This window comes from Actinosynnema sp. NPDC091369 (assembly GCF_044757065.1).
Lineage (GTDB): Bacteria > Actinomycetota > Actinomycetes > Mycobacteriales > Pseudonocardiaceae > Actinosynnema.
Map to the genome: position 1 here is coordinate 56096 of NZ_JBIVUG010000007.1, position 20337 is coordinate 76432.

Annotated in this window: 19 protein-coding genes; 15 read left to right on the forward strand and 4 right to left on the reverse strand. The window is 71.0% G+C overall.

All coding sequences use genetic code 11. The features are described 5' to 3' along the window. Positions 1 to 43: 43 nt before the first annotated feature. The 3 genes from ACIQMJ_RS26325 (at position 44) to ACIQMJ_RS26335 (ending at position 5326) form a co-directional block, all read left to right on the forward strand. Entirely contained in the window at positions 44 to 2143 is a 2100-nt protein-coding gene (locus ACIQMJ_RS26325) for a family 43 glycosylhydrolase (protein ID WP_499763656.1), read from the forward strand. 451 nt (positions 2144 to 2594) lie between these two features. Next, complete coding sequence (locus tag ACIQMJ_RS26330; protein WP_499763657.1) at positions 2595 to 3950, forward strand: glycoside hydrolase family 10 protein; 1356 nt, start codon at positions 2595 to 2597, stop codon at positions 3948 to 3950. An 86-nt stretch (positions 3951 to 4036) separates the two neighbouring features. Further along, positions 4037 to 5326: a cellulose binding domain-containing protein gene (locus ACIQMJ_RS26335; RefSeq protein ID WP_499763658.1), complete on the forward strand. Its 1290-nt coding sequence runs from the start codon at positions 4037 to 4039 to the stop codon at positions 5324 to 5326. 313 nt (positions 5327 to 5639) lie between these two features. Here the strand turns inward: ACIQMJ_RS26335 and ACIQMJ_RS26340 are convergent, their stop codons facing one another. The 4 genes from ACIQMJ_RS26340 to ACIQMJ_RS26355 form a co-directional block, all read right to left on the reverse strand. After that, positions 5640 to 6299: a PLP-dependent transferase gene (locus tag ACIQMJ_RS26340; RefSeq protein ID WP_499763659.1), complete on the reverse strand. Its 660-nt coding sequence runs from the start codon at positions 6297 to 6299 to the stop codon at positions 5640 to 5642. 123 nt (positions 6300 to 6422) lie between these two features. Next, the gene (locus tag ACIQMJ_RS26345; protein WP_499763660.1) at positions 6423 to 7610 is read right to left on the reverse strand and encodes a cysteine desulfurase family protein; all 1188 of its coding nucleotides are present in this window, start codon (positions 7608 to 7610) and stop codon (positions 6423 to 6425) included. A 45-nt stretch (positions 7611 to 7655) separates the two neighbouring features. Further along, on the reverse strand, positions 7656 to 8936 hold the full coding sequence (locus tag ACIQMJ_RS26350; RefSeq protein ID WP_499763661.1) for an MFS transporter: 1281 nt from the start codon (positions 8934 to 8936) through the stop codon (positions 7656 to 7658). Continuing rightward, positions 8933 to 10180 carry a rhodanese-like domain-containing protein gene (locus ACIQMJ_RS26355; RefSeq protein ID WP_499763662.1) on the reverse strand — a complete coding sequence of 416 codons (1248 nt, stop codon included), beginning with the start codon at positions 10178 to 10180 and terminating at the stop codon, positions 8933 to 8935. The genes ACIQMJ_RS26350 and ACIQMJ_RS26355 overlap by 4 nt, the downstream gene beginning before the upstream one ends. A gap of 450 nt (positions 10181 to 10630) precedes the next feature. On the opposite strand from ACIQMJ_RS26355, the gene ACIQMJ_RS26360 reads away from it, so the two are divergent. The 12 genes from ACIQMJ_RS26360 to ACIQMJ_RS26415 all read left to right on the forward strand — a co-directional run bounded on the left by ACIQMJ_RS26360 (position 10631) and on the right by ACIQMJ_RS26415 (position 20257). Next, positions 10631 to 11299: an ArsR/SmtB family transcription factor gene (locus ACIQMJ_RS26360; protein WP_499763663.1), complete on the forward strand. Its 669-nt coding sequence runs from the start codon at positions 10631 to 10633 to the stop codon at positions 11297 to 11299. A gap of 232 nt (positions 11300 to 11531) precedes the next feature. After that, on the forward strand, positions 11532 to 12443 hold the full coding sequence (gene phnD, locus ACIQMJ_RS26365) for a phosphate/phosphite/phosphonate ABC transporter substrate-binding protein (RefSeq protein WP_499763664.1): 912 nt from the start codon (positions 11532 to 11534) through the stop codon (positions 12441 to 12443). A gap of 41 nt (positions 12444 to 12484) precedes the next feature. Further along, entirely contained in the window at positions 12485 to 13225 is a 741-nt protein-coding gene (locus tag ACIQMJ_RS26370; protein ID WP_499763665.1) for a phosphonate ABC transporter ATP-binding protein, read from the forward strand. After that, complete coding sequence (phnE, locus tag ACIQMJ_RS26375) at positions 13222 to 14118, forward strand: phosphonate ABC transporter, permease protein PhnE (protein ID WP_499763666.1); 897 nt, start codon at positions 13222 to 13224, stop codon at positions 14116 to 14118. The genes ACIQMJ_RS26370 and phnE overlap by 4 nt, the downstream gene beginning before the upstream one ends. 296 nt (positions 14119 to 14414) lie before the next feature. Next, complete coding sequence (locus ACIQMJ_RS26380; RefSeq protein WP_499763667.1) at positions 14415 to 15089, forward strand: ArsR/SmtB family transcription factor; 675 nt, start codon at positions 14415 to 14417, stop codon at positions 15087 to 15089. 217 nt (positions 15090 to 15306) lie between these two features. After that, positions 15307 to 15591, forward strand: coding sequence for a hypothetical protein (locus ACIQMJ_RS26385; protein ID WP_499763668.1), 285 nt, complete (start codon positions 15307 to 15309; stop codon positions 15589 to 15591). Between the two features lie 335 nt (positions 15592 to 15926). Continuing rightward, a complete protein-coding gene (locus ACIQMJ_RS26390) occupies positions 15927 to 16142 on the forward strand; it encodes a hypothetical protein (RefSeq protein WP_499763669.1) in 216 nt (71 codons plus the stop codon). Beyond that, the gene (locus ACIQMJ_RS26395; protein ID WP_499763670.1) at positions 16139 to 16999 is read left to right on the forward strand and encodes a phosphate/phosphite/phosphonate ABC transporter substrate-binding protein; all 861 of its coding nucleotides are present in this window, start codon (positions 16139 to 16141) and stop codon (positions 16997 to 16999) included. The genes ACIQMJ_RS26390 and ACIQMJ_RS26395 overlap by 4 nt, the downstream gene beginning before the upstream one ends. Positions 17000 to 17010: 11 nt before the next feature. Further along, positions 17011 to 18405, forward strand: coding sequence for a selenium-binding protein SBP56-related protein (locus tag ACIQMJ_RS26400; protein ID WP_499763671.1), 1395 nt, complete (start codon positions 17011 to 17013; stop codon positions 18403 to 18405). Then, positions 18402 to 19073: a hypothetical protein gene (locus tag ACIQMJ_RS26405; protein ID WP_499763672.1), complete on the forward strand. Its 672-nt coding sequence runs from the start codon at positions 18402 to 18404 to the stop codon at positions 19071 to 19073. Before ACIQMJ_RS26400 ends, ACIQMJ_RS26405 begins: the two co-directional genes overlap by 4 nt. A gap of 132 nt (positions 19074 to 19205) precedes the next feature. After that, positions 19206 to 19643 carry a hypothetical protein gene (locus ACIQMJ_RS26410; RefSeq protein WP_499763673.1) on the forward strand — a complete coding sequence of 146 codons (438 nt, stop codon included), beginning with the start codon at positions 19206 to 19208 and terminating at the stop codon, positions 19641 to 19643. Then, the gene (locus ACIQMJ_RS26415; RefSeq protein WP_499763674.1) at positions 19613 to 20257 is read left to right on the forward strand and encodes a hypothetical protein; all 645 of its coding nucleotides are present in this window, start codon (positions 19613 to 19615) and stop codon (positions 20255 to 20257) included. The genes ACIQMJ_RS26410 and ACIQMJ_RS26415 overlap by 31 nt, the downstream gene beginning before the upstream one ends. Positions 20258 to 20337: the final 80 nt, after the last annotated feature.

Consider the following 20337-nt stretch of genomic DNA (forward strand, 5'->3'; position numbering starts at 1 on the left):
CGCCGGGCCGTTCGCCGCCCGACGCGGCGGGTAAGGAGTTGTCATGTCCGTCCCCGATGAACTCCCACGACGCCTCGCGCGCCGGCGAGGCCGGTGGTCGCGAGTGGCCGCGGTGACGGCCGCGGTCGTGCTCGGCGGGGTGATGGTGGTGTTCGGCTCGGCGACCAGCTCGGCGGCCACGGTCGACACCACCGCGTGGTACGTCCTGGTCAACCGCAACAGCGGCAAGGCGCTGGACGTCTACAACCTCGCCACCAACGACGGGGCCCGCATCACGCAGTGGACCCGCAACGACGGCAACCAGCAGCAGTGGCAGTTCGTCGACTCCGGCAACGGCTACTACCGGCTCAAGTCACGCCACTCCGGCAAGGTGCTCGACGTCTACAACTTCTCCACCGCCGACGGCGCGTCCATCGTGCAGTGGGCCGACGGCAACGGCACCAACCAGCAGTTCCGGCTGGCCGACTCCGACGGCGGCTACGTGCGGCTGATCAACCGCAACAGCAACAAGGCCGTCGAGGTCCAGAACGCCTCCACCGCGGACGGCGGCAACATCGTCCAGTACAGCGACTGGGGCGGCGCGAACCAGCAGTGGCAGCTGGTGCGGGTGGGTTCGACACCGACGACCACCACGACCCCGCAGCAGCCGGGCGGGCAGTACACCAACCCGGTGGTGTGGCAGGACTTCGCCGACGTCGAGGTCATCCGGGTCGGCGAGGTGTACTACATGACCGCCTCCACCATGCACTACTCCCCCGGTGCGCCGATCCTGCGCTCCTACGACCTGGTCAACTGGGAGTTCGCCGGCCACTCCGTGCCCTCGCTGGACTTCGGCACCAAGTACGACCTCACCAACGGGCAACGCGCCTACGTCAACGGCATCTGGGCGTCGACGTTGCAGTACCGGCCGAGCAACAAGACGTACTACTGGGCCGGGTGCATCGACTTCAACGACACCTACATCTACACCGCGACCAGCGTCGAAGGGCCGTGGAACCGGCACGCCCAGCTCGACCAGTGCTACTACGACGCGGGCATGCTCATCGACGACAACGACACCATGTACGTCGCCTACGGCAACGGCACCATCAGCGTCGCCCAGCTCTCCGCCGACGGCCGCAGCCAGGTCCGCTCCCAGCAGGTGTTCCAGACCCCGTCGAACATCGGCACGCTGGAAGGCGCGCGGTTCTACAAGCGCAACGGCAGCTACTACATCTGGCTGACCCGGCCCGCCAACGGCCAGTACGTGCTCAAGGCCAGCAACCCGTTCGGCCCCTACACCCTGCGACAGGTCCTGCTCGACCTCCCCGGACCGATCTCCGGTGGCGGCGTGCCCCACCAGGGCGGCCTCGTCCAGACCCAGAACGGGTCCTGGTACTACATGTCGTTCGTCGACGCCTACCCCGGTGGCCGCGTCCCGGCGCTGGCCCCGATCACCTGGACCGCCGACGGCTGGCCGACGTTGCAGACCGTCAACGGCCGGTGGGGCGTGAACTACCCCTCGCCGCTGCCCACCCGACCGGTCAAACCCCTCACCGGGACCGACACGTTCGCCGGCACCACCCTGGGGCCGCAGTGGGAGTGGAACCACGACCCCGACACCACCAAGTACTCGGTCAACAACGGCCTGACCCTGCAGACCGCCACCGTCACGGGCGACCTCTACGCCGCCCGCAACACCCTCACCCACCGCATCCAAGGCCCCACGTCGACCGCCACCATCGAACTGGACTACAGCGCGATGCGTGACGGCGACCGGTCCGGCCTGGCCATGCTGCGCCAGTCCTCGGCGTGGATCGGCGTCAGGCGCGACAACGGCCAGACCCGCGTCGTCATGACCAACGGCCTCGCCATGGACGGCAGCTGGCGCACCACCAGCACCGGCACCGAAGCCGCGAGCGCCGCGATCAGCGGTGGCCGGATCTGGTTGCGGATCAACGCCGACATCCAACCCGGCTCCAACCGCGTCGCCCGCTTCTCCTACAGCACCGACGGCGTGAACTTCACCGCGCTCGGCCCGAACTTCACCCTCAACAACACCTGGCAGTTCTTCATGGGCTACCGCTTCGGCATCTTCAACCACGCCACGCAAGCCCTCGGCGGCTCGGTCAAGGTGGGCAAGTTCGACCTGACCACTCCCTGACCCGACGGTGAGCGCCACGACCCCCTGCGGCAACCAGCCGCAGGGGGTTGACCCTTTTGCCCCATCGGCGAATTCGTTCGACTGCGGCGACAAGTCGAAATTTGCGAAACTAATTTCGAATTTTTGCGAAACTAGACCCGTCGCCACTGCGGTCAAGACGTTCGATACCACTGTTGTGAAAAACCGGTTAACCAACCGGGTGAGCTGCTACTTCATCCTCGACACAAGATCACCTTCTGGGCAACCTCGCGAGGTTCATGCATGTAAACCGCAGTACGACTGGTGAGTAGGGGAGCCTTGATTGACCTAACTGTTTCGACTAATACTGCTTAACGTTTCGAGTCGAACAGCGGGTGCGTCGGGACGACCACCCGCACGAGCGGGCATCGACCGCTCCTCCCCTGCCCAACCCACCCGCAGCAGTGCGGGTGCTCCCCAGAAAGCGCCAAACATGACGCTGACAGCGAAGTCAGTCTCACGAGTCGCACTCGTGTCGACGTTGGTGGCCGCCGCCGCGGGCGCCGCGCTCCTGGTGGCGTCGCCCGCCAGCGGCGCCGCCTCGACCCTCGCCGCGGCGGCGCAGCAGAGCGGCCGCTACTTCGGCACGGCCGTCGCCGCGAACAAGCTGGGTGACTCGACCTACGTCGGGATCCTCAACCGCGAGTTCGACATGGTCACGGCCGAGAACGAGATGAAGATGGACGCGACCGAGCCGAACCAGAACCAGTTCAGCTACAGCAACGGCGACCGGATCGTGAACCACGCCCGCAACCAGGGCAAGCGGGTCCGCGGCCACGCGCTGGCGTGGCACTCGCAGCAGCCCGGCTGGATGCAGAACATGTCCGGCACCTCGCTGCGCAACGCGATGCTCAACCACGTCACCCAGGTCGCCACCTACTACCGGGGCAAGATCTACGCCTGGGACGTGGTGAACGAGGCGTACGCCGACGGCAGCAGCGGTGGTCGTCGAGACTCCAACCTCCAGCGCACCGGCAACGACTGGATCGAGGCGGCGTTCCGCGCGGCGCGGGCGGCGGACCCGGGCGCGAAGCTCTGCTACAACGACTACAACACCGACAACTGGTCGCACGCCAAGACGCAGGGCGTGTACCGGATGGTGCAGGACTTCAAGTCCCGGGGCGTGCCGATCGACTGCGTGGGCTTCCAGGCGCACTTCAACAGCGGCAACCCGGTGCCCAGCAACTACCACACCACGCTCCAGAACTTCGCCGACCTCGGCGTGGACGTGCAGATCACCGAGCTCGACATCGAGGGCTCGGGTTCCTCGCAGGCGCAGCAGTACCAGGGTGTCGTCCAGGCTTGCCTGGCCGTGACCCGCTGCACCGGCATCACCGTGTGGGGCATCCGCGACAGCGACTCCTGGCGCGCGTCGGGCACCCCGCTGCTGTTCGACAGCTCCGGCAACAAGAAGGCCGCGTACAACTCGGTGCTCTCGGTGCTGAACAGCGCCTCGACCACCATCCCGACGACCACCGACACGACCGGCCCGACCACCACCACCACGTCGAACCCGGGCACCGGCGGCTGCACCGCGACCTACTCCGAGGGCCAGAAGTGGAGTGACCGCTTCAACGGCCAGGTCACGGTCTCGGGCACGGACAACTGGGTCGTCACGGTGACCGTCACCTCGCCCCAGCGGATCATCGCCACCTGGAACACCAGCCCGACGTGGGAAACCGCCAACGTGATGACCGCCCGCCCCAACGGCAACGGCAACACGTTCGGCTTCACCATCCAGCACGGCGGCAACTGGAGCTGGCCCAGCATCTCCTGCCGGGTCGGCTGACGTGAGGCGCGGCGGGAGGGCCCGACCGCCCCGGGTCCTCCCGCCGCGTTCGGCGTGACGACAGGCCAACAGTGGAAGGGGAACCCATGCGCAGCAGTGAATCCCGTGCGTCCCGATCGGCCGCGCTGGTGACGGCGGCGGCGCTCGTCGCGACCGCCGGGGCTCTGATCGGGTCACAGCCCGCGACCGCCGCGGCCGGGTGCCGGGTGGACTACGCGATCGCCTCGCAGTGGCCGGGCGGGTTCGGCGCCACCGCGGTCGTGACGAACCTCGGCGACCCCGTCACCGGGTGGCGGCTCTCGTGGGCGTTCTCCGGCGACGAGCGGATCACGCAGTCGTGGAACGGCACGCACACCCAGTCGGGCGCGCAGGTCACCGCGGTCAACGCGGCGTGGAACGGCTCCATCGCCACCGGGGCCTCGGTCTCGTTCGGCTTCAACGCCACGTCCAGCGCCCGCCCGACCACCCCGCAGGCGTTCAGCCTCAACGGCACCACGTGCACCGGCTCGACCACTACGACGACGACTTCGACGACCACCACCACGACATCCACCACCACAACGACGACCACGACGACCACGACGACGCCCCAACCGGGCCGTCCCATGATCGAGAACAACTTCGCCGTGACGCGTGAAGGCGCGTACGGCGACAACCGCTTCACGGTGTTCCGCCCGTCCGACCCGCAGGCCGTCGGTCGCACCCTCCCGGTGCTGGCGTTCGGGAACGGCGCGTGCGCCCACACGAACAACAGCGAGGTCACGCGGGCGTTGACGTTCGTGGCGTCCAAGGGCTTCGTGGTGGTGGACACCGGTTCGGTCGACGGCTCGCCCAACGGCGTGCCCAGCGGGTCGCCCATCCCCTCCCTGCTGACCGACGCGATCAGCTGGGCCGAGCGGGAGCAGAACCGGTCCGGCGCGCCGCTGCGGCAACGCCTCGACCTGACCAAGGTGGCCACCGCGGGCCACTCGTGCGGCGGTCTGGAGGCCCTCGTCGCCGCGCAGGACCGCCGGGTGTCCGGCGTGGTCTCGTTGAACAGCGGGTTCTTCGCCGACGGCTCGTTCGGCTACCCGCGCTCCGAACTGGGCAAGCTGCACACACCCGCGATGTTCATGGACGGCGGCTCCTCCGACATCGCCTACGCCAACAACCAGGCGAACTACGACCTGGCCACCGTGCCCGCGGTGCTGGCCAGGCAACCGCAGGCGGGCCACGGCGGTTTCATCAGCGGCAGCCAGATGGCCGACGGCATGACGACGGTGGTGCAGTTCCTCGACATGGTGCTCAACGGCAACCAGACGGCGCGCGCCTACATCCTCAGCCCATCGGGGCTGGCCGCCAAGGCACCCTGGGTCGTGGCCACGAAGAACTTCTGAACCCGGGTCTCACCTCGTCCCACCGTCACGAGGTGCGTCACGTCGGTGCGGGGTCGACGGGGTGACCGTCGGCCCCACCCGGCCGCACGCCTCCCCGTACCCCGCGGCCGGCCGTGACTGCGGTCGAACGCTCCCGCCGGCCGGGAACGCGGACCGGGGGAACCACGAGCCGAGCTGATCGGCATCGCCGCCGACGCCTGGCGGCGCGTTCCGCTCGGTCTACGTGCCGGAACCCGCGAAGCGGGGCGTCGGCCGCCGTGCCCGCGATCGTCAAGACCGGACCGGACGGCGTGGCCGCCGACATGTCCCCCGGTCAGTGCGCCGCGTCTGCCGCGCTGACCGGGGACTCGGCGTGCGCCTCCACGAGCCGCAGCGGCGGGCGGTCCCTCGGGTCGAGCACCCACCGACCGTAGCCCCGGACGGGCGTGCGCAGAGCCCGTGCCCGCCCGGTCCACCCGATCCGGGGTCGACCCGTCACGTCGAGCGAGGGCTGCCGCGGCTGAGCCGGAGCACGTCCGGCCGACCCAGCGCGGGTCGAGCGCTTGGGCGAGGGCGTGGATGAGGTCGTGGTGGGTGGTGGTGATCGGTCGGGTGGCGATGCTCTCGACGCCACGAGGCTGGGTGCGATGGCGAACAGCCGCAGCCGGTCCGCAGTCCCGGGGGCGAAGACCTGGCCGAGGTTCTTGCGCCACATCGCGACGGGGGTCAGCAGGTCGACGGGTCCGACGAGCGCTCCGGCGGTCAGGTCGGAGCGCCCGCCGAGGTACTTGGTCGCGGAGTAGATCACGAGGTCCGCGCCGTGGCGCAACGGGCTCTGGTTGACCGGGGTGGCGAAGGCGTTGTCTACGACGGTCAACGCGCCCGCGGCGCGGGCACGGGCGGAGATCGTCGCGATGTCGAAGACGTCCAGCGTCGGGTTACCGGGCGTCTCGAAGAAGACCACCCGGGTGCGGTCGGTGAGCACCTCGGGCACGCATTCGACCTCGTCGGCGCGACAGTCCGGGCGCGGTGGTCTCGGTCATGGCTCTCCTGCTCGTCGGACGTCGTGACGGACCGGCTCGACCGCCGACCGCCGGGAACCGGGCGCGCTCTCCGGTCACCGGTTGCCGGGCGTCGCGGCTCGGACGCCCTCGACCAGCGCGGCCGCCGCCGTCACGATGTCGGCCCCGCTGCTCCAGCGGCCCAGTGACAACCGCACCGCCCCGAGCGCTCGACCGGTGTCCACCCCCATGGCCGTCAGGACGGGTGAAGGGGTGTGGGTGCCGCTGTGGCACGCCGAGCCGGTGGAGGCGGCGATCGCCGGTGCGGCGGCGAGCACGTCGTGCCCGAGCACACCGTCGACGCTGATGTTGAGGGTGTTCGGCAGACGATCCCGTTCCGGACCGTTGAGGTGCACGCGTCCGGGCAACCCGTCGACCAGGTGCTGGTGCAGCCGGTCGCGCAGCGCCGCGACGCGGGTGGCGGCGCCGTCGGCGAGTTCGGCGACCGCCAGTTCCGCGGCGACGCCCAGCGCGACGGCGAAGGCGACGTTCTCGGTGCCGGCCCGCAGGCCGCGCTCCTGGCCGCCGCCGTGGACGAGCGGCTCCAGGTCCACGCCATCGCGGACGTACAGCGCGCCGATGCCTTTGGGCGCGTACATCTTGTGCCCGACGACGGTCAGCACGTCCACGCCGAGGGCCCGGACGTCGAGGGGGATCTTCCCGGCGGCCTGCGCGGCATCGCAGTGCACCAGCGCGCCTCGGTCGTGCGCGCGGGCCGCGAGCTCCGCGATAGGTTGCAGCGCACCGGTCTCGTTGTTCGCCGCCATCACCGACACCAGGACCGTGTCCTCGGTGAGGGCGGCGGTCAGCTCGTCCGGATCGACCACCCCGTCACGGTCGACGGGCAGCACCGTCAGCCGCACGCCGTGCAGGCGCCGCAACGCGCGGCAGCTCTCCAGGACGGCGGGATGCTCGGTGGCCTGGGTGATCACGTGCGCGTCCGGCCGGCCGGAAGCCAGCACCGCGCCGCGCACCGCGAGCGAGTTCGCCTCCGAGCCCGAGGCGGTGAACACCACCTCGTGGGGTCCGGCGCCGATCAGGTTCGCGACCCGCGCTCGTGCCCTCGCCAAGGCTTGCCTCGGTCCGGTGCTGTAGCTGTGGCCGCTGGAGGGGTTGCCGAACGCCTCGACCAGGTGGGGCGCCATCGCCTCGACCACGCGCGGGTCGACCGGGGTGGTGGCGTTGTAGTCGAGGTACACGGGTCCGTCGACCAGGCCCGGGTGCCGGGTGGGAGCCGCAGTCATACCATCCTCCATAATTTCATGGATTAGCGTATACGATGACGCGGCCTACGACACCTCCGAAGCGACACGCCGAGTTCGGGGATGGGTCTCGTACATCCGCACCGCGACGAGCACCCCGGACACCGCGGTGACGGCGGCGACCACCCCGACCGCCGCACGAAGACCCCACAGGTCGGCGACCACGCCCGCGAGCACGGCGCCGACCGCGAACCCGCCGTCGCGCCAGAGCCGGTAGACGCCGACGGCACGAGCGCGCCAACCCGGGTGGGCGACGTCGCCGATCGAGGCCAGCAGGGTCGGGTAGACCATCGCCGTGCCCGCGCCGAGCAGCACCACACCCACCAACCACGGGGTGAAGGCGCCGGCCAGGGCGATCACCGCCAGCGCCACCGCTTGGAGCAGCATGCCCGCGGTGATGAGGTGCTTGCGCCCCCAGCGGTCCGACAGCGGCCCGGTGGCCAACTGCCCCAGGCCCCAGACCGCGGGGTAGACCGCGGTGAGGATGCCGATGCGGGAGATCGACGTGCCGGCGGTGGCGAAGAGGACGGGGAACAGGCCCCAGGCCAGACCGTCGTTGAGGTTGTTGACCATCCCGGCCTGGCTGGCCGCCGACAGCGCCGGTTCGCGCAGGCTGGTGTGCACGAAGACCTGCCGGTCGGTCGGCTCGGCGGCGAGCCGGTCGTCGCGTCCGTCGGAGCGGGCGGCCTGCCCGGCTTCCGACAGGGCGTGTCCCCGGGTCTCCCGCACCAGGAACGTCGAGAGCCCCAGCCCGAGGGCCACGTAGGCCGCGCCGAGCAGGAACGGGGCCGGGCGCAACCCGTGGGTGGCGGCGAGGTAGCCGCCGGCCAGCGCGGTCACGGCCACGGCGGCGTAGCCCGCGGCCTCGTTGAGGCCCATCGCCAGGCCGCGGCGGGACGGGCCCGCCAGGTCGATCTTCATGATCACGGTGGTGGACCAGGTGAGGCCCTGGTTGACGCCGAGCAGCACGTTGGCGGCCACGACCCAGCCCCACGAGGGCGCCCAGATCAGCAGCAGCGGCACCGGGATCGCGAACAGCCACCCGGTCAGCAGCACCGGTTTGCGGCCGAACCGGTCGGAGCAGGTGCCCGCGAAGTAGTTGGTGGCGGCCTTGGTCAGGCCGAACGCCGACACGTAGGTCAGCAGGAAGGTGTAGCCGGTCAGGCCGAAGGTGTGCTCGGCCATCAGCGGCAGCACCGTCCGCTCCTGCCCCAGCACGCCGCCGACGAGCGCGTTCACCGCCACCAGCAGGCTGAACTGGGCGAGGTTGGCGCGGATGCCCGGTCGCGGCCCGCCTGCCCCGCTCATGCGGCGGAGTCCAGGCGCCCACCGGTGGCCCTGGCCCAGTCCTCGGGCCCGCCGGCCAGGACTACCAGGTCGCGGCGACCGGCCCGTTCGAGCACGCCGGCCGCGCTCATGGCGCGTTCCCCGTGTCCGCACATGACCACCGGCGGACCGTCGGGCACCTCCCCCGCCCGGCGCGGCAGGTCGCCGAGCTCCAGGTGCAACGCCCCCGGCAGGTGCCCGGCGCGGAACTCCGCGGCCTGCCGGACATCCAGCACCGGACGACCGCGCACGCCACCGGGGCCGACCACGCGGGTACCCGCGACGGGAAGCCCGGCGGCGGTCCGGGAGTCCACGCCGCCGGCGAGTTCGCCGGCCACGTTCCCGAAGCCCACCTTGGCGGCCTGCCAGGCGATCTCGACCCCGTCCTGATCGGGCGATCGCGCGAAGACCAGCGGCCGGTCGCGGGGCGCGAGCCAACCCAGCCACGGGGCGAACGCGGGCCGCAGCGGGATCGACAGCGATCCGGGCACGTGGGCCGCGGCGAACCCGCCGACAGGCCGGACGTCGACCAGCACCGCGCCCCGCTCCAGCAGTGCTCTCACCCGGGCCGGGTCCAGCGGCGGCGGGACCGCGGGGAGGTCGGACCCGTTGGTGGCCTTCTCCCGACCGGTGGTGCTGGTGCGCCCGGCACCCGGCGGGGCGGAGCAGAACGACCCGGCGCCGTGGGTCGGCCACACCGCGACCTCGTCCGGCAGCTCGGCGTGCCGGCGCAGCGCGGCGTGCCGGGCGCGGGCCGGCGCCTCGGTCCGGTCCGGGGCGACCAGGTCGGTGCGCGCCGCCGCGCCCACCAGCAGGGAGCCGCCGGTGAACACGCCGACCGGCCGCGCGCCGTCGAGCAGGAGGAACGACAGGTGCTCGGCGGTGTGGCCGGGCGTGCCCAGCGCTCGCAGGCGCAAGCCGCCCAGGTCGACCTCGTGCCCGGCGCGCAACCCGGCGTGGGGGAACGCCCGCTGGCCGGCAGCCGAGGCCAGGACCCGAGCGCCGTCGGTGATCGACAGCTGTCGTGCGCCGGAGAGGAAGTCGGCGTGCAGGTGCGTGTCGGCCGCGAACGCCACCTCCAGCCCGCGTTCGGCTGCGATCGCGCGGACGGCGCGCAGGTCCAGGCTGACGTCGACCACCAGCGCCCGACCGCCTCCGAGGTCGACGAGGTAGGCGGAGTTGCCCAGACCTTCGTCGACGAGCGCGACCACCATCTCGTCACTCACGGTGTCACCCCTGGTCCTGGTCGCGTGGGCGCGCGTCGCCACCACCCGTGGTTCTACACCATTCCAAAGAAAAGTGAAGGAGGATGCCTGACCAGCCACGAGGGGTGACGAGGAAGCAAGCCCACCCCGCACACGAAGCCCCTCACCAGCACGGACGTCCGCGAGCCGCACCCGAGCCGCTCGGCGGACGGCCCAACGCACCGAGCTCCGACTCCGCGCACCGACCGACAAAGACCACCACATCGGGCCGCTATGGATACCCGAGTGGCGGGACGCCGTGACTACTGCGGGTAGCAGACTTCGCCGCAGTCGCCTGCAATCTCCACCGACGGCTGAATGATCACCGCGACGTGATCCGCAGTTCCGAGCCGGTCGCCCTGTCGTTCCGAGTCCTTGCGACGTGCCGTTGTTCTAGTTATCTTTTGAACAAGGGATCTGTGGGGAGGTGCCGTGTCCGAGCGAACTGTGCGGGATGACCTGTTCGGTCAGCTCGCGCGCATCGGCAAGGCGGTCAGCAGCGCGAAGCGGCTCGAACTGCTGGAGATCCTGGGTCAGGGCGAGCGGTCGGTCGAGTCGTTGTCCGCCGCCACGGACATGTCCGTCGGCAACACGTCCAGCCACCTGCAAGTGCTGCGCAACGCCCGCTTGGTCCAGACCCGCCGGGTGGGCACGAAGGTCATCTACTCGCTCGCGGACGAGAAGGTGACGACCTTCCTCCGCAACCTGTGGTCGCTGGCGGACGACCGCTTTGCCGAGATCGAGCAGCTGATCCGCGCCTACCTGCGGGACGACGACACGCTGGAACGCGTGACCAGGCCGGAACTGGTGGCGCGCTCGTTGCGCGGGGACGTCTTCATCATCGACGTCCGACCGGCCGAGGAGTACGCGGCGGGACACATCCCCGGCGCGGTGTCGGTGCCGTTCGACGAGTTGGACGACCACCTGGCGGCGCTGCCGACCGATGTGGACATCGTCGCCTACTGCCGGGGTCCGTACTGCGTCTTCGCTCCCCGCGCCGCCCAGATCCTCGCCGAGCGCGGCTTCCGCGTGCTGGTGCTCGAGGACGGCATGCCGGAATGGCGTCAGGACGGGCTTCCCGTCAGCGTGTCCGGCGCCTGACCGAGGCACGACCGATCGGGATCACCAGCCGGTCGGACAACTGATCGTTCACGCACGACACGCACGGTCTGACGACGGCAGGTCGTCAGCCGCGACCGGCACGGGTCGGGGGACCCGCGCCGGCCTTGCCGGACCACTTCACGCCAGGCGACCGCCACGCGCACCACGTCGGTGTCGCGGTCGCGCACGTCGGTCCGGGCCGCATTTCGCTGAAGGACGACTTGGGGGAATCGTGAGAGCAAGAGGATTGTTGGCCGTCGCACTCGTTCTCGCGGCGAGCGCCGCGTGCGGTACCGGCGGGTCGACGGGGGCCGTGAACGATCAGGGCATCCCGACGCGCCTGCGGGTGGGGATCATCCCGAACGTGGCGCCCGATCAGCAGGCCGCCAGGTACGAGCCGCTGCGGGCCTACCTCGCGGACCGGCTCGGCGTGGACGTCGAGCTGTTCGTCGCCACCGACTACGCGGGGGTGGTGGCGGCACTGGCGGCGGAGAAGGTCGACGTGGCCTACGTCGGGGGGCTGACCTACGTCCAGGCCGAGGAGCAGACCGACCTCACCCCGCTGGTCACCGAAGTGGACGAGGAGACGGGCACCAAGGAGTACCTGTCCGGTGTCGTGGTCCGCGACGACTCGCCGTTCCGCAGCCTCGCCGACGTGCTCGCGGCGAAGGGGCGCTTCGCGTTCGGCGACGTCAGCTCCACCTCCGGCAGCCTCTACCCGCGGGTGATGCTCAACGCGGCCGGCGCCCGGTGCTCGACCAGGACGATCGACCAGTGCCCGCCGCTGTCGGCGGTGTCGTTCACCGGCGGGCACGACGCCACCGCGCAGGCCGTTGTCAACGGCTCGGCCGACGCGGGCGGTCTGGAAGTGCGCATCCTGCACCGGCTGGAACGCGACGGCCGGGTGCCGCGGGGCGCGCTGCGGCTGGTCGAGTCCCGGAAGGTCATCGGTTACCCGTGGGTCATGCGCAAGGCTCTGGGTGACGAGGCCGCGGCCGCCGTCACCGGAGCGTTCACCTCTCTCAAGGACCCGGTGCTGCTGGACCTGCTGGCCACCACGGGGTACGAGCCGGTGACCGAGGCCGACTACGCGTCGGTCAAGGAGCACGCCGAGGAACTCGGGCTGCTCACGGCCGCCCGCTGACCGCACCCGTCCGTCGTCGGCACTTTCCAGGGGAGGAAACGATGAACATCGAAGTGGACGGTGTGTCGGTCTTGTTCGCCGGCCGCGACGCACCCGCACTGGACGACGTCTCGCTGACCATCGGCCAGGCCGAGCACGTCGTGCTGCTGGGCCCCTCGGGGTCCGGGAAGACCACGCTGCTGCGCTGCCTGCTCGGGGCCGTCACCCCGCGCGCAGGCACCATCCGCGTGGGCGGGCTGGACCCGAGCTCCGCGGCGGAGCTGAAGACCCTCCGGCGCAGTTCGGGGATCGTGCGGCAGGGGAACGACCTCGTGCTCGGCCTGAAGGCGCAGACCAACGCGCTGCTGGGGACAGCTCCGTCGTGGGGGCTGCGCGAGTGGACCGCGGTCCTGCGCGGCACGATCCCCGGCCGGTTCGCGCAACGGGTCCACGCCCTGGCCGACGAACAGCGGATCCGGCCCTACCTCGGGGACCGGGTGGAGAACCTGTCGGGCGGACAGCGGCAACGCGTCGCGCTGGTGCGCGCCGTGCTCCCGGAACCACGGCTGCTCCTCGCCGACGAGCCGACCTCCGGCCTGGACCCGGTGACGTCGCAGGCCGCGATCGCCACCCTCCGCGCGGCGACCGGCGTGACGGTGGTGGTGTCCACCCACGACCTCGGCGTCGCCCGGCGGTTCCCGCGGATCGTCGCGCTGCGCGACGGCAAGGTCTGCTTCGACGGCCACGAGCTGACCGACCGCGACGCCGAGCGGATCTACGGCACGACGGCGGTGCCGGCATGAGCACCTCGGCCCGCACCGACGAGACCCAGCGCAAGACGGCGTGCGGCCCGGAGGTCCCGGTCGGCGGCAGCGGCTCCCCGCCACCGCCGCCCGACCCCGTCGCGCAGACCGCCGGGCCCAGGCGCCGCAGCACGACCTGGCTGGTGTTCGTCACCGCCCTGGCCCTGGTCGTGTGGTCGCTCGACGGCACGGACGTCAACCTCGCGAACCTGGTGGCGGGGTGGGAGGGAGCGCGCGGGATCCTCGGCGGGCTGTTCCCCCCGCAGGTGGACCAGGAGCTGGTGCGGTCGGTCGGGAGCGCCGCGCTCGAAACGCTGCAGATCTCGATCGCGGCCCTGTTCTTCGGCACGATCGGGGGCCTCGTGCTGGCGGTGCTGATGGCGGGCAACATCGGCGCTCCGCGTTGGCTCTCCGGCGGCGCCCGGCTGATCGCGACCGGCTGCCGCTCGGTGCCGGAGCTGCTGTGGGCGCTGGTGTTCGTCGCCGTGGTGGGCCTCGGTCCGGCCGCCGGCGTCTACGCCATCTCGGTGCACGCCGCGGGCCTGTTGGCGAAGCTGGTCTCCGAGCAGCTGGAAGCCGTCGACCCCGCGCCCGTCGAGGCGATGCGGCTGACCGGTTCGACCAAGTTGGCCACCGGCGTGCTGTCGATCATCCCCCAGGCCCGCAACAACATCGCCTCGCTGATCCTCTACCAGTGGGAGTGCAACATCCGCAGCTCGGCGATCATCGGGTTCGTCGGGGCGGGCGGCATCGGTCAGGCGCTGGGCATCTCGATGCGGTTGTTCCGCTACCAGGAACTGGCCACGCTGATGATCGCCCTGCTGCTGCTCGTACTGGCCGTGGACCAGGTCTCCCGGCGGTTGCGCGGTCGCATGGGCGCGGCCACCCGGTGAGCCGTCGACGTGGTCGGGCAGCTTCGCCGCCTGCCCGACCACGTCATGCGCCCACCCGGCCCCCGGTTCCGACTCTTCGCAGCGGTCTCTGGACACCCGACGCCACCGGCACTACTCTTCAAGAGTTCTCTAGATTAGAAGATGAGTCGTCGATCCGGCGTCCTTTCGGGCTGCACGACCCACTTCCGCGGGGTCCGCCACGGCGAGGCGCGTCCTCCGCCGCTCGTGCCCGACCAGCCCGCCCGGCGACCGCGGGGGGCGCCGGACGTGACCGGCGGACCGACCCGAGGAGCGGAATGAGCGGCTCACCGCAGAGGGCGGACCTGTACGAGAGCCTGGCAGGCATCGGGAAAGCCTTCTCGAACGGGAAGCGCCTGGAGATCATCGAGTTGCTGGCGCAGGGTGAGCGGAGCGTGGACGCCCTGGCGCAGGTGGCCGACATCCCGGCGACCTCCGTGTCAGCCCACCTCCAGGTCCTCAAGCACGCCGGCGTGGTGGCCGCACGGCGCGAGGGCACGAGGGTCCGCTACGGGCTCACCGGCGACGACATCGTGCTGCTCTACCACCTGCTGCTGCGCGTCGCCCGCAGCCACGTGCCCCGGGCCGAGCTGCTCCGGTCGGCGCACCTCGGCCCGTCGTCCGACACCGCTTCGATCACCCCCGAGCAGCTGTTCCTCCGGTTGACCCGCCGGACCGTCACCGTCCTGGACGCGCGGCCGGAAGAGGAGTACGCGGTCGGCCGAGTGCCGGGCGCGCTCTCCGCTCCCCTCGAAACCCTCCGCCGGACCGCGGCGGAACTGCCGACCGGGGCCGAACTGGTCGTGTACGGCCGCAGCGCGAACTGCACCCTCGCGCACCAGGCCGTCGGGGTGCTGACCTCCGTCGGCCGCCCGGCCGCCGTCCTGTCGGGCGGGCTCCTCGAATGGTGCTCCGCCCGTTATCCGATGGAGGCGGACGACAAGGCGCAGTAGCGGCCTCCTCGTGCGACACCGCTGCTCATGGACCTTGCGCCGAGGATCGACGTCCCTATACTAATCCACAGTTTCTTGTAACAAGGAATCTCTAGATAAGTGCACGACCAGAGCCCCCGCCTCCGGCTGCCGCCCGGTCGGCGGCTCGGGCGGGGAAACGCAGCCCGGGGACCCGGCCGACACCGACACCTCTGTCCACATCGGACACGCGCTTGCGGTGGCACTGCACCGGCACGGGATCGGCTTCCGCCCCGGTCGGGTGATCGAGGAGGTCCAGGTGGCGACCAAGGAGATCGTGTTCGCGGACGGCGGCTCCGAGCGGTTCGACTTCCCGATCGCGGTCCCGCCGCACCAGCCGCCACCCGCAGTGGCGAGCAACGGCCCGGGGGTGTGGGCGATCGGGGACAGCTCCTCGACGACCCTGCCCAGGCGGTCACCTTCGATGGAGCCGTCACGGAAGTTGCACCTGAAGAAGCAGGCCGATGAACGCGCGTGGTTGTAGCGCTGGAACGACTGACGGCGGGTAGCACCCCCTGGGGGCGGGCCGCCGGTCGCGGTGGCCCGCTCGCAGGATGAGGTCCGCCAGTCGGACCGGTCGACAATTCCACACCGCCGTTACTCGACAGCCGGAATACCGATTCCGGCCTATTCGCATGCCGCAAAAATGAGGACGAAAGACAACCTGTCGTCACGATTGACAACGGAGAGTGCCGTTCATACGCTGAAGAGAATTCGACTATTCGACCTGACGATCACATTCCGCGTCACGTCGACCAGGTCCGGTGCCCGACCTGTCTCCCGATCGATCAGTCACCACTGAGCAGGGGGAACGCATTCATGTCCACGACGTCATTCGTCGACGAACCGGAATACGTCATAGCGCGGACCGTCGCGCCACGTGCAACCGCGTTCCGCGAGGAGGGCGGCGCGGAGCGGCACCGGCGCGACGCCCGTGCCGCCACCGCCACGGCGCCCACCACCGAAGCCCTCCACGACTTCACCGGTCGCGCCGCGTGCGGCCTGCCTCTGTTCGACCAGGAGTCCCCGTCATGACTTCTCAGCGCGTCCTCGTCATCGGAGCCGTCGCCTACGACCCCAAGGTCGTCACCATCTGGGAGGGCTTCAAAGCCTGGTTCGCGGGCCGCGGGCTGGACACCGACTACGTGCTCTACTCCAACTACGAGCGCTTGGCCGAGGCGCACCTGGCCGGTCACGTCCACATCGCCTGGAACTCGCCGCTGGCGTGGGTCCGGGAGAAGCGGATGGCCGCCGCCCGGGGCAAGCAGCTCACCACGATCGCGATGCGCGACTCGGACTGCGACCTGATCTCGGTGGTCGTGGTGCGCGCCGACTCCGCCATCGAGCAGGTCGACGACCTGCGCGGGCACACGGTCGGTTTCGGCGCCTTGGACTCACCGCAGGCCACGTTGATCCCGCTGTCGCACCTGCGAGCGGAAGGGCTGACGCCGGAGCAGGACTTCGTGGTGCGCAACTTCGTCGTCCTCAGCGGCAAGCACGGCGACCACATCGGGGGCGAGCGCGACGCGGCCAAGGCGCTCATGGCGGGCGAGGTCGACGCGGCGTGCATGACCGAGGGCAACTACGCGCTGTTCCGCGGCGAGGGCACGTTGCCCGCCGACGGCACGAGGGTGCTGACCCGCACCGGCTCCTACGACCACTGCAGCTTCACCGCGGTCGACGAGCTGCCCGCCGACCTCGTGGAGCGCTTCCGCGAGCTGCTGCTGGGCATGTCCTACGACGACCCGGAGGTGCGACCGCTGCTGGAGCTGGAAGGGCTCCGCGCGTGGCTGCCCGGTCGCGGTGACTACGCCCGGCTGGAGGCGGCCGTGGAGGAGGCCGGGTTCTACGACGAGCACGGCGAAGTCCGCATTCCCGAGTACCGGTACTGAACGGAGTCCCGATGGCCCGCTGGCAGCCAGACCCGACGTTCTACCCGTCCCCGCGGATGGCCATGGAAGGCGCGCCCGAGAAGCACGCCTACGTGGTGACGCTCAACCCGACGCCCGACGACGGCCGGCCCGACGCGTTCAGCGTGCTCGACCTCGACCGCGACTCCCCCACCTACGGCAAGGTCGTCAACCGCCTGGAGATGCCGAACGCGGGCGACGAGCTGCACCACTTCGGCTGGAACGCCTGCAGCTCGCACCTGTGCCCGCACACGCCCCACCCGCACGAGCGGCGTCGCTACCTGCTGGTCCCCGGCCTGCGTTCCTCGCGCGTGCACCTCATCGACACCCACCCCGACCCGCTCAAGCCGACGATCGCCAAGGTGATCGAGCCCGAGGAGATCGCCGAGCGCGCCGGCTACAGCCGGCCGCACACGTTCCACTGCGGTCCCGACCGCATCTACGTCAGCGCGCTGGGAGCGCCCGACGGCGGCGGTCCCGGCGGGATCTTCCAGATCGACCACGACTCGTTCGAGGTGCTGGGCCGCTGGGAGCTCGACCGCGGACCGCAGCACCTGGCCTACGACTTCTGGTGGCACCTCGGGCACGACGTGATGATCACCAGCGAGTGGGGCACGCCCGACATGGTGGAGAACGGCCTCGACCCGGAACTGCTGCTGGCCAACAAGTACGGCCACGCCGTGCACGTGTTCGACCTGCGCACCCGCCGCCACCTCCAGACGCTCGACCTCGGCGAGCAGCACCAGATGGCGCTGGAGCTGCGGCCTGCGCACGACCCCACCAAGCCCTACGGCTTCGTCAACTCCGTGATCTCGACCGTCGACCTGTCCTCGTCGATCTGGGCGTGGCACCGGGACGACGACGGCGAGTGGGCCATCCGCAAGGTGGTCGAGATCGCGGCCGAGCCCGCCGAGGAGGACCGGCTGCCACCGGCGCTCAAGCCCTTCAAGGCCGTCCCGCCGCTGGTCACCGACCTCGTGCTCAGCCTGGACGACAAGTACCTCTACGTGGCCTGCTGGGGTACCGGCGAGCTGCGCCAGTACGACGTGACCGACCCCTTCAGCCCCGTCCACACCGGAACCGTCCGCTTGGGCGGCATCGTCGCGCAGGCGTCGCACCCCGCCGGTGGACCGGTCAACGGCGCGCCGCAGATGGTCGAGCTCAGCCGGGACGGCCGCCGGCTGTACTTCAGCAACTCGCTCTACCGCTCGTGGGACGACCAGTTCTACCCCGACGGCATCCGCGGCTGGATCGCCAAGGTCGACATCGACGCCGACGGCACCATGGCGCTCGACCCGGACTTCTTCGTGGAGTTCGACGGCGAGCGGCCACACCAGATCCGGTTGGAGGGCGGCGACTCCTCGTCGGACTCCTACTGCTACCCGTGACCGGCACCTGGGGCTGGCTGGGCCTGGCCGCGCTCGGCGCCTACCACGGCGTCAACCCCGCGATGGGCTGGCTGTTCGCGGTGGCCCGGGGCCTGTACGACAAGCGCACCCGCGCGGTCGTCCAGGCCCTGGGCCCCATCGCCGCCGGCCACGCCCTGTCCGTCGCGCTGGTGGTCGGCCTGTTCACCGCCTCCACCGTCGTGGTCGACCCGGACCACGTGCGGTGGGGCGCGGCGGTCGTCCTCGTGGGCTTCGGGGTGTTCAAACTGGCCAAACCCCGGTCCCACCCGCGGTGGTCGAGCTTCCGCGTCAGCGCACCGGCCCTGGTGCTCTGGTCGCTGCTGATGTCGACCGCCCACGGCGCCGGCCTGATGCTGCTGCCGCTGCTGCTGTCCGCCACGCCCTCGGAGGAGCACTCGACGCACCACTCACACAGCGCGGCGGGCCACGAGGCGGCCGGGGCGCAGAGTCCGGTCCTCGCCGACGGACCGGCCGACGTCCTGCTCGCCCTCGGTCTCCACACCGCGGCGATGCTCGCGGTGATGGGACTGGTCGCGATCGTCGTCTACCGCAAGGTCGGCCTGAACATCCTGCGCAAGGCGTGGGTCAACCTCGACCTGCTGTGGGCGGGGGTGCTCGTCCTCTCCGGACTCTTCCTCCTCCTCTGAGCACACCCGATCGACCGGACACCACCGCGTTCGCGAACCTCACGCGGCGCGGACTCGGGCGACCCCGCCTGACGTACCACGTGCGCGGCACTGCTCCACGGTGTCGGGGAAGAGCCGAGGTGGTGAGCCGGCATGGCCGACGACCACGTGGCGCGCTTCCTCGCGGGGTTCCGCGACCTGGCGCACGCGCGTTCGACGGAGATCCGGCAGACCACGAGCACCCACTCCGCCGACACCGGGTCGGTCCCGGTCACCCGCGCCGAACTGCTGGAGCTGATGAAGAACGGCTCGGTGATCGTGGTGACGTCAGGCCCGCCGACGCGGAAGTCGTCGCCTGCTGCGGCCCTTACCGCGTGCCGGCCCTTCAAGCGGTCCGGACGCTGCGCGAACGCGGTCGGCGCGCTCGGCGTCTCCAGGACGGCTTCCCCGAGTGGCGCCTGGCGGGCCTGCCCATCCGCAGACTCGCGGCCTGACCGCGGCGATGCGCGGCCACGTGCCGGAGGGGTGACGTGGGGACGGGTGCTCGGGATGATGGCGGTGTGGACGGGCGCGCGTACCTGGAGAAGCTGATCAGCGACCGGTTGGGCAGCGGGCTGGGCCAGTCGGCGGAAAGCCGCCTGGACGCGTTCGACCGGTCCGAGGTCCGAGGTGCGGCGATCGGGCTGGTGGCGGCGGGCGCGCTCGCGCAGGAGGACGCCGAGCAGGTGCTGGCCGACCTGGACGCGACGCTGACCGTGTTGGGGCGTCGCCGAGTGGTCCGGTACGAGGCGTCGGGCAAGGCGGGCGTGGCGCGGCCGGAGTGGCGGCGGGCCGTGGACGATCCGCCCGCTCCCGTGCTGCTCGACGTGATCAGCCTGGCCGGTCGCACCCTCACCGTCGGGGGCGTCGACGGAACCCTGGTGAGCCTGGAGCTGTGGTCGTCGTTCATCGTCGTGAACCTCGTGCACTTCGGCGTCGACCCGCGCCGGGCTCACGACCCGTTCGTCCCGTGGCGGGCCTGGGACGACGTGGGCACCCAGTACCACCCGCGCGGCAGCAGCGCTTCCGGCTCACGCGCCCAGATCGTCGACCGCCGGGTGTTCGAACCGGGCCCACCCCCCGACGCACGGGAGCTGACCCTGGTCGTGGACCACCCCGCCGGCCGCGTCACCGTCCCGATGTCGCTGCCGCCGAACTTCCGGTGATCCGACGACCACCGGGCGTTCCCCGCGGCCGGATTGCCGGTGAACACCCCGTTCGAACCGGAACCGGACGAACGGACATC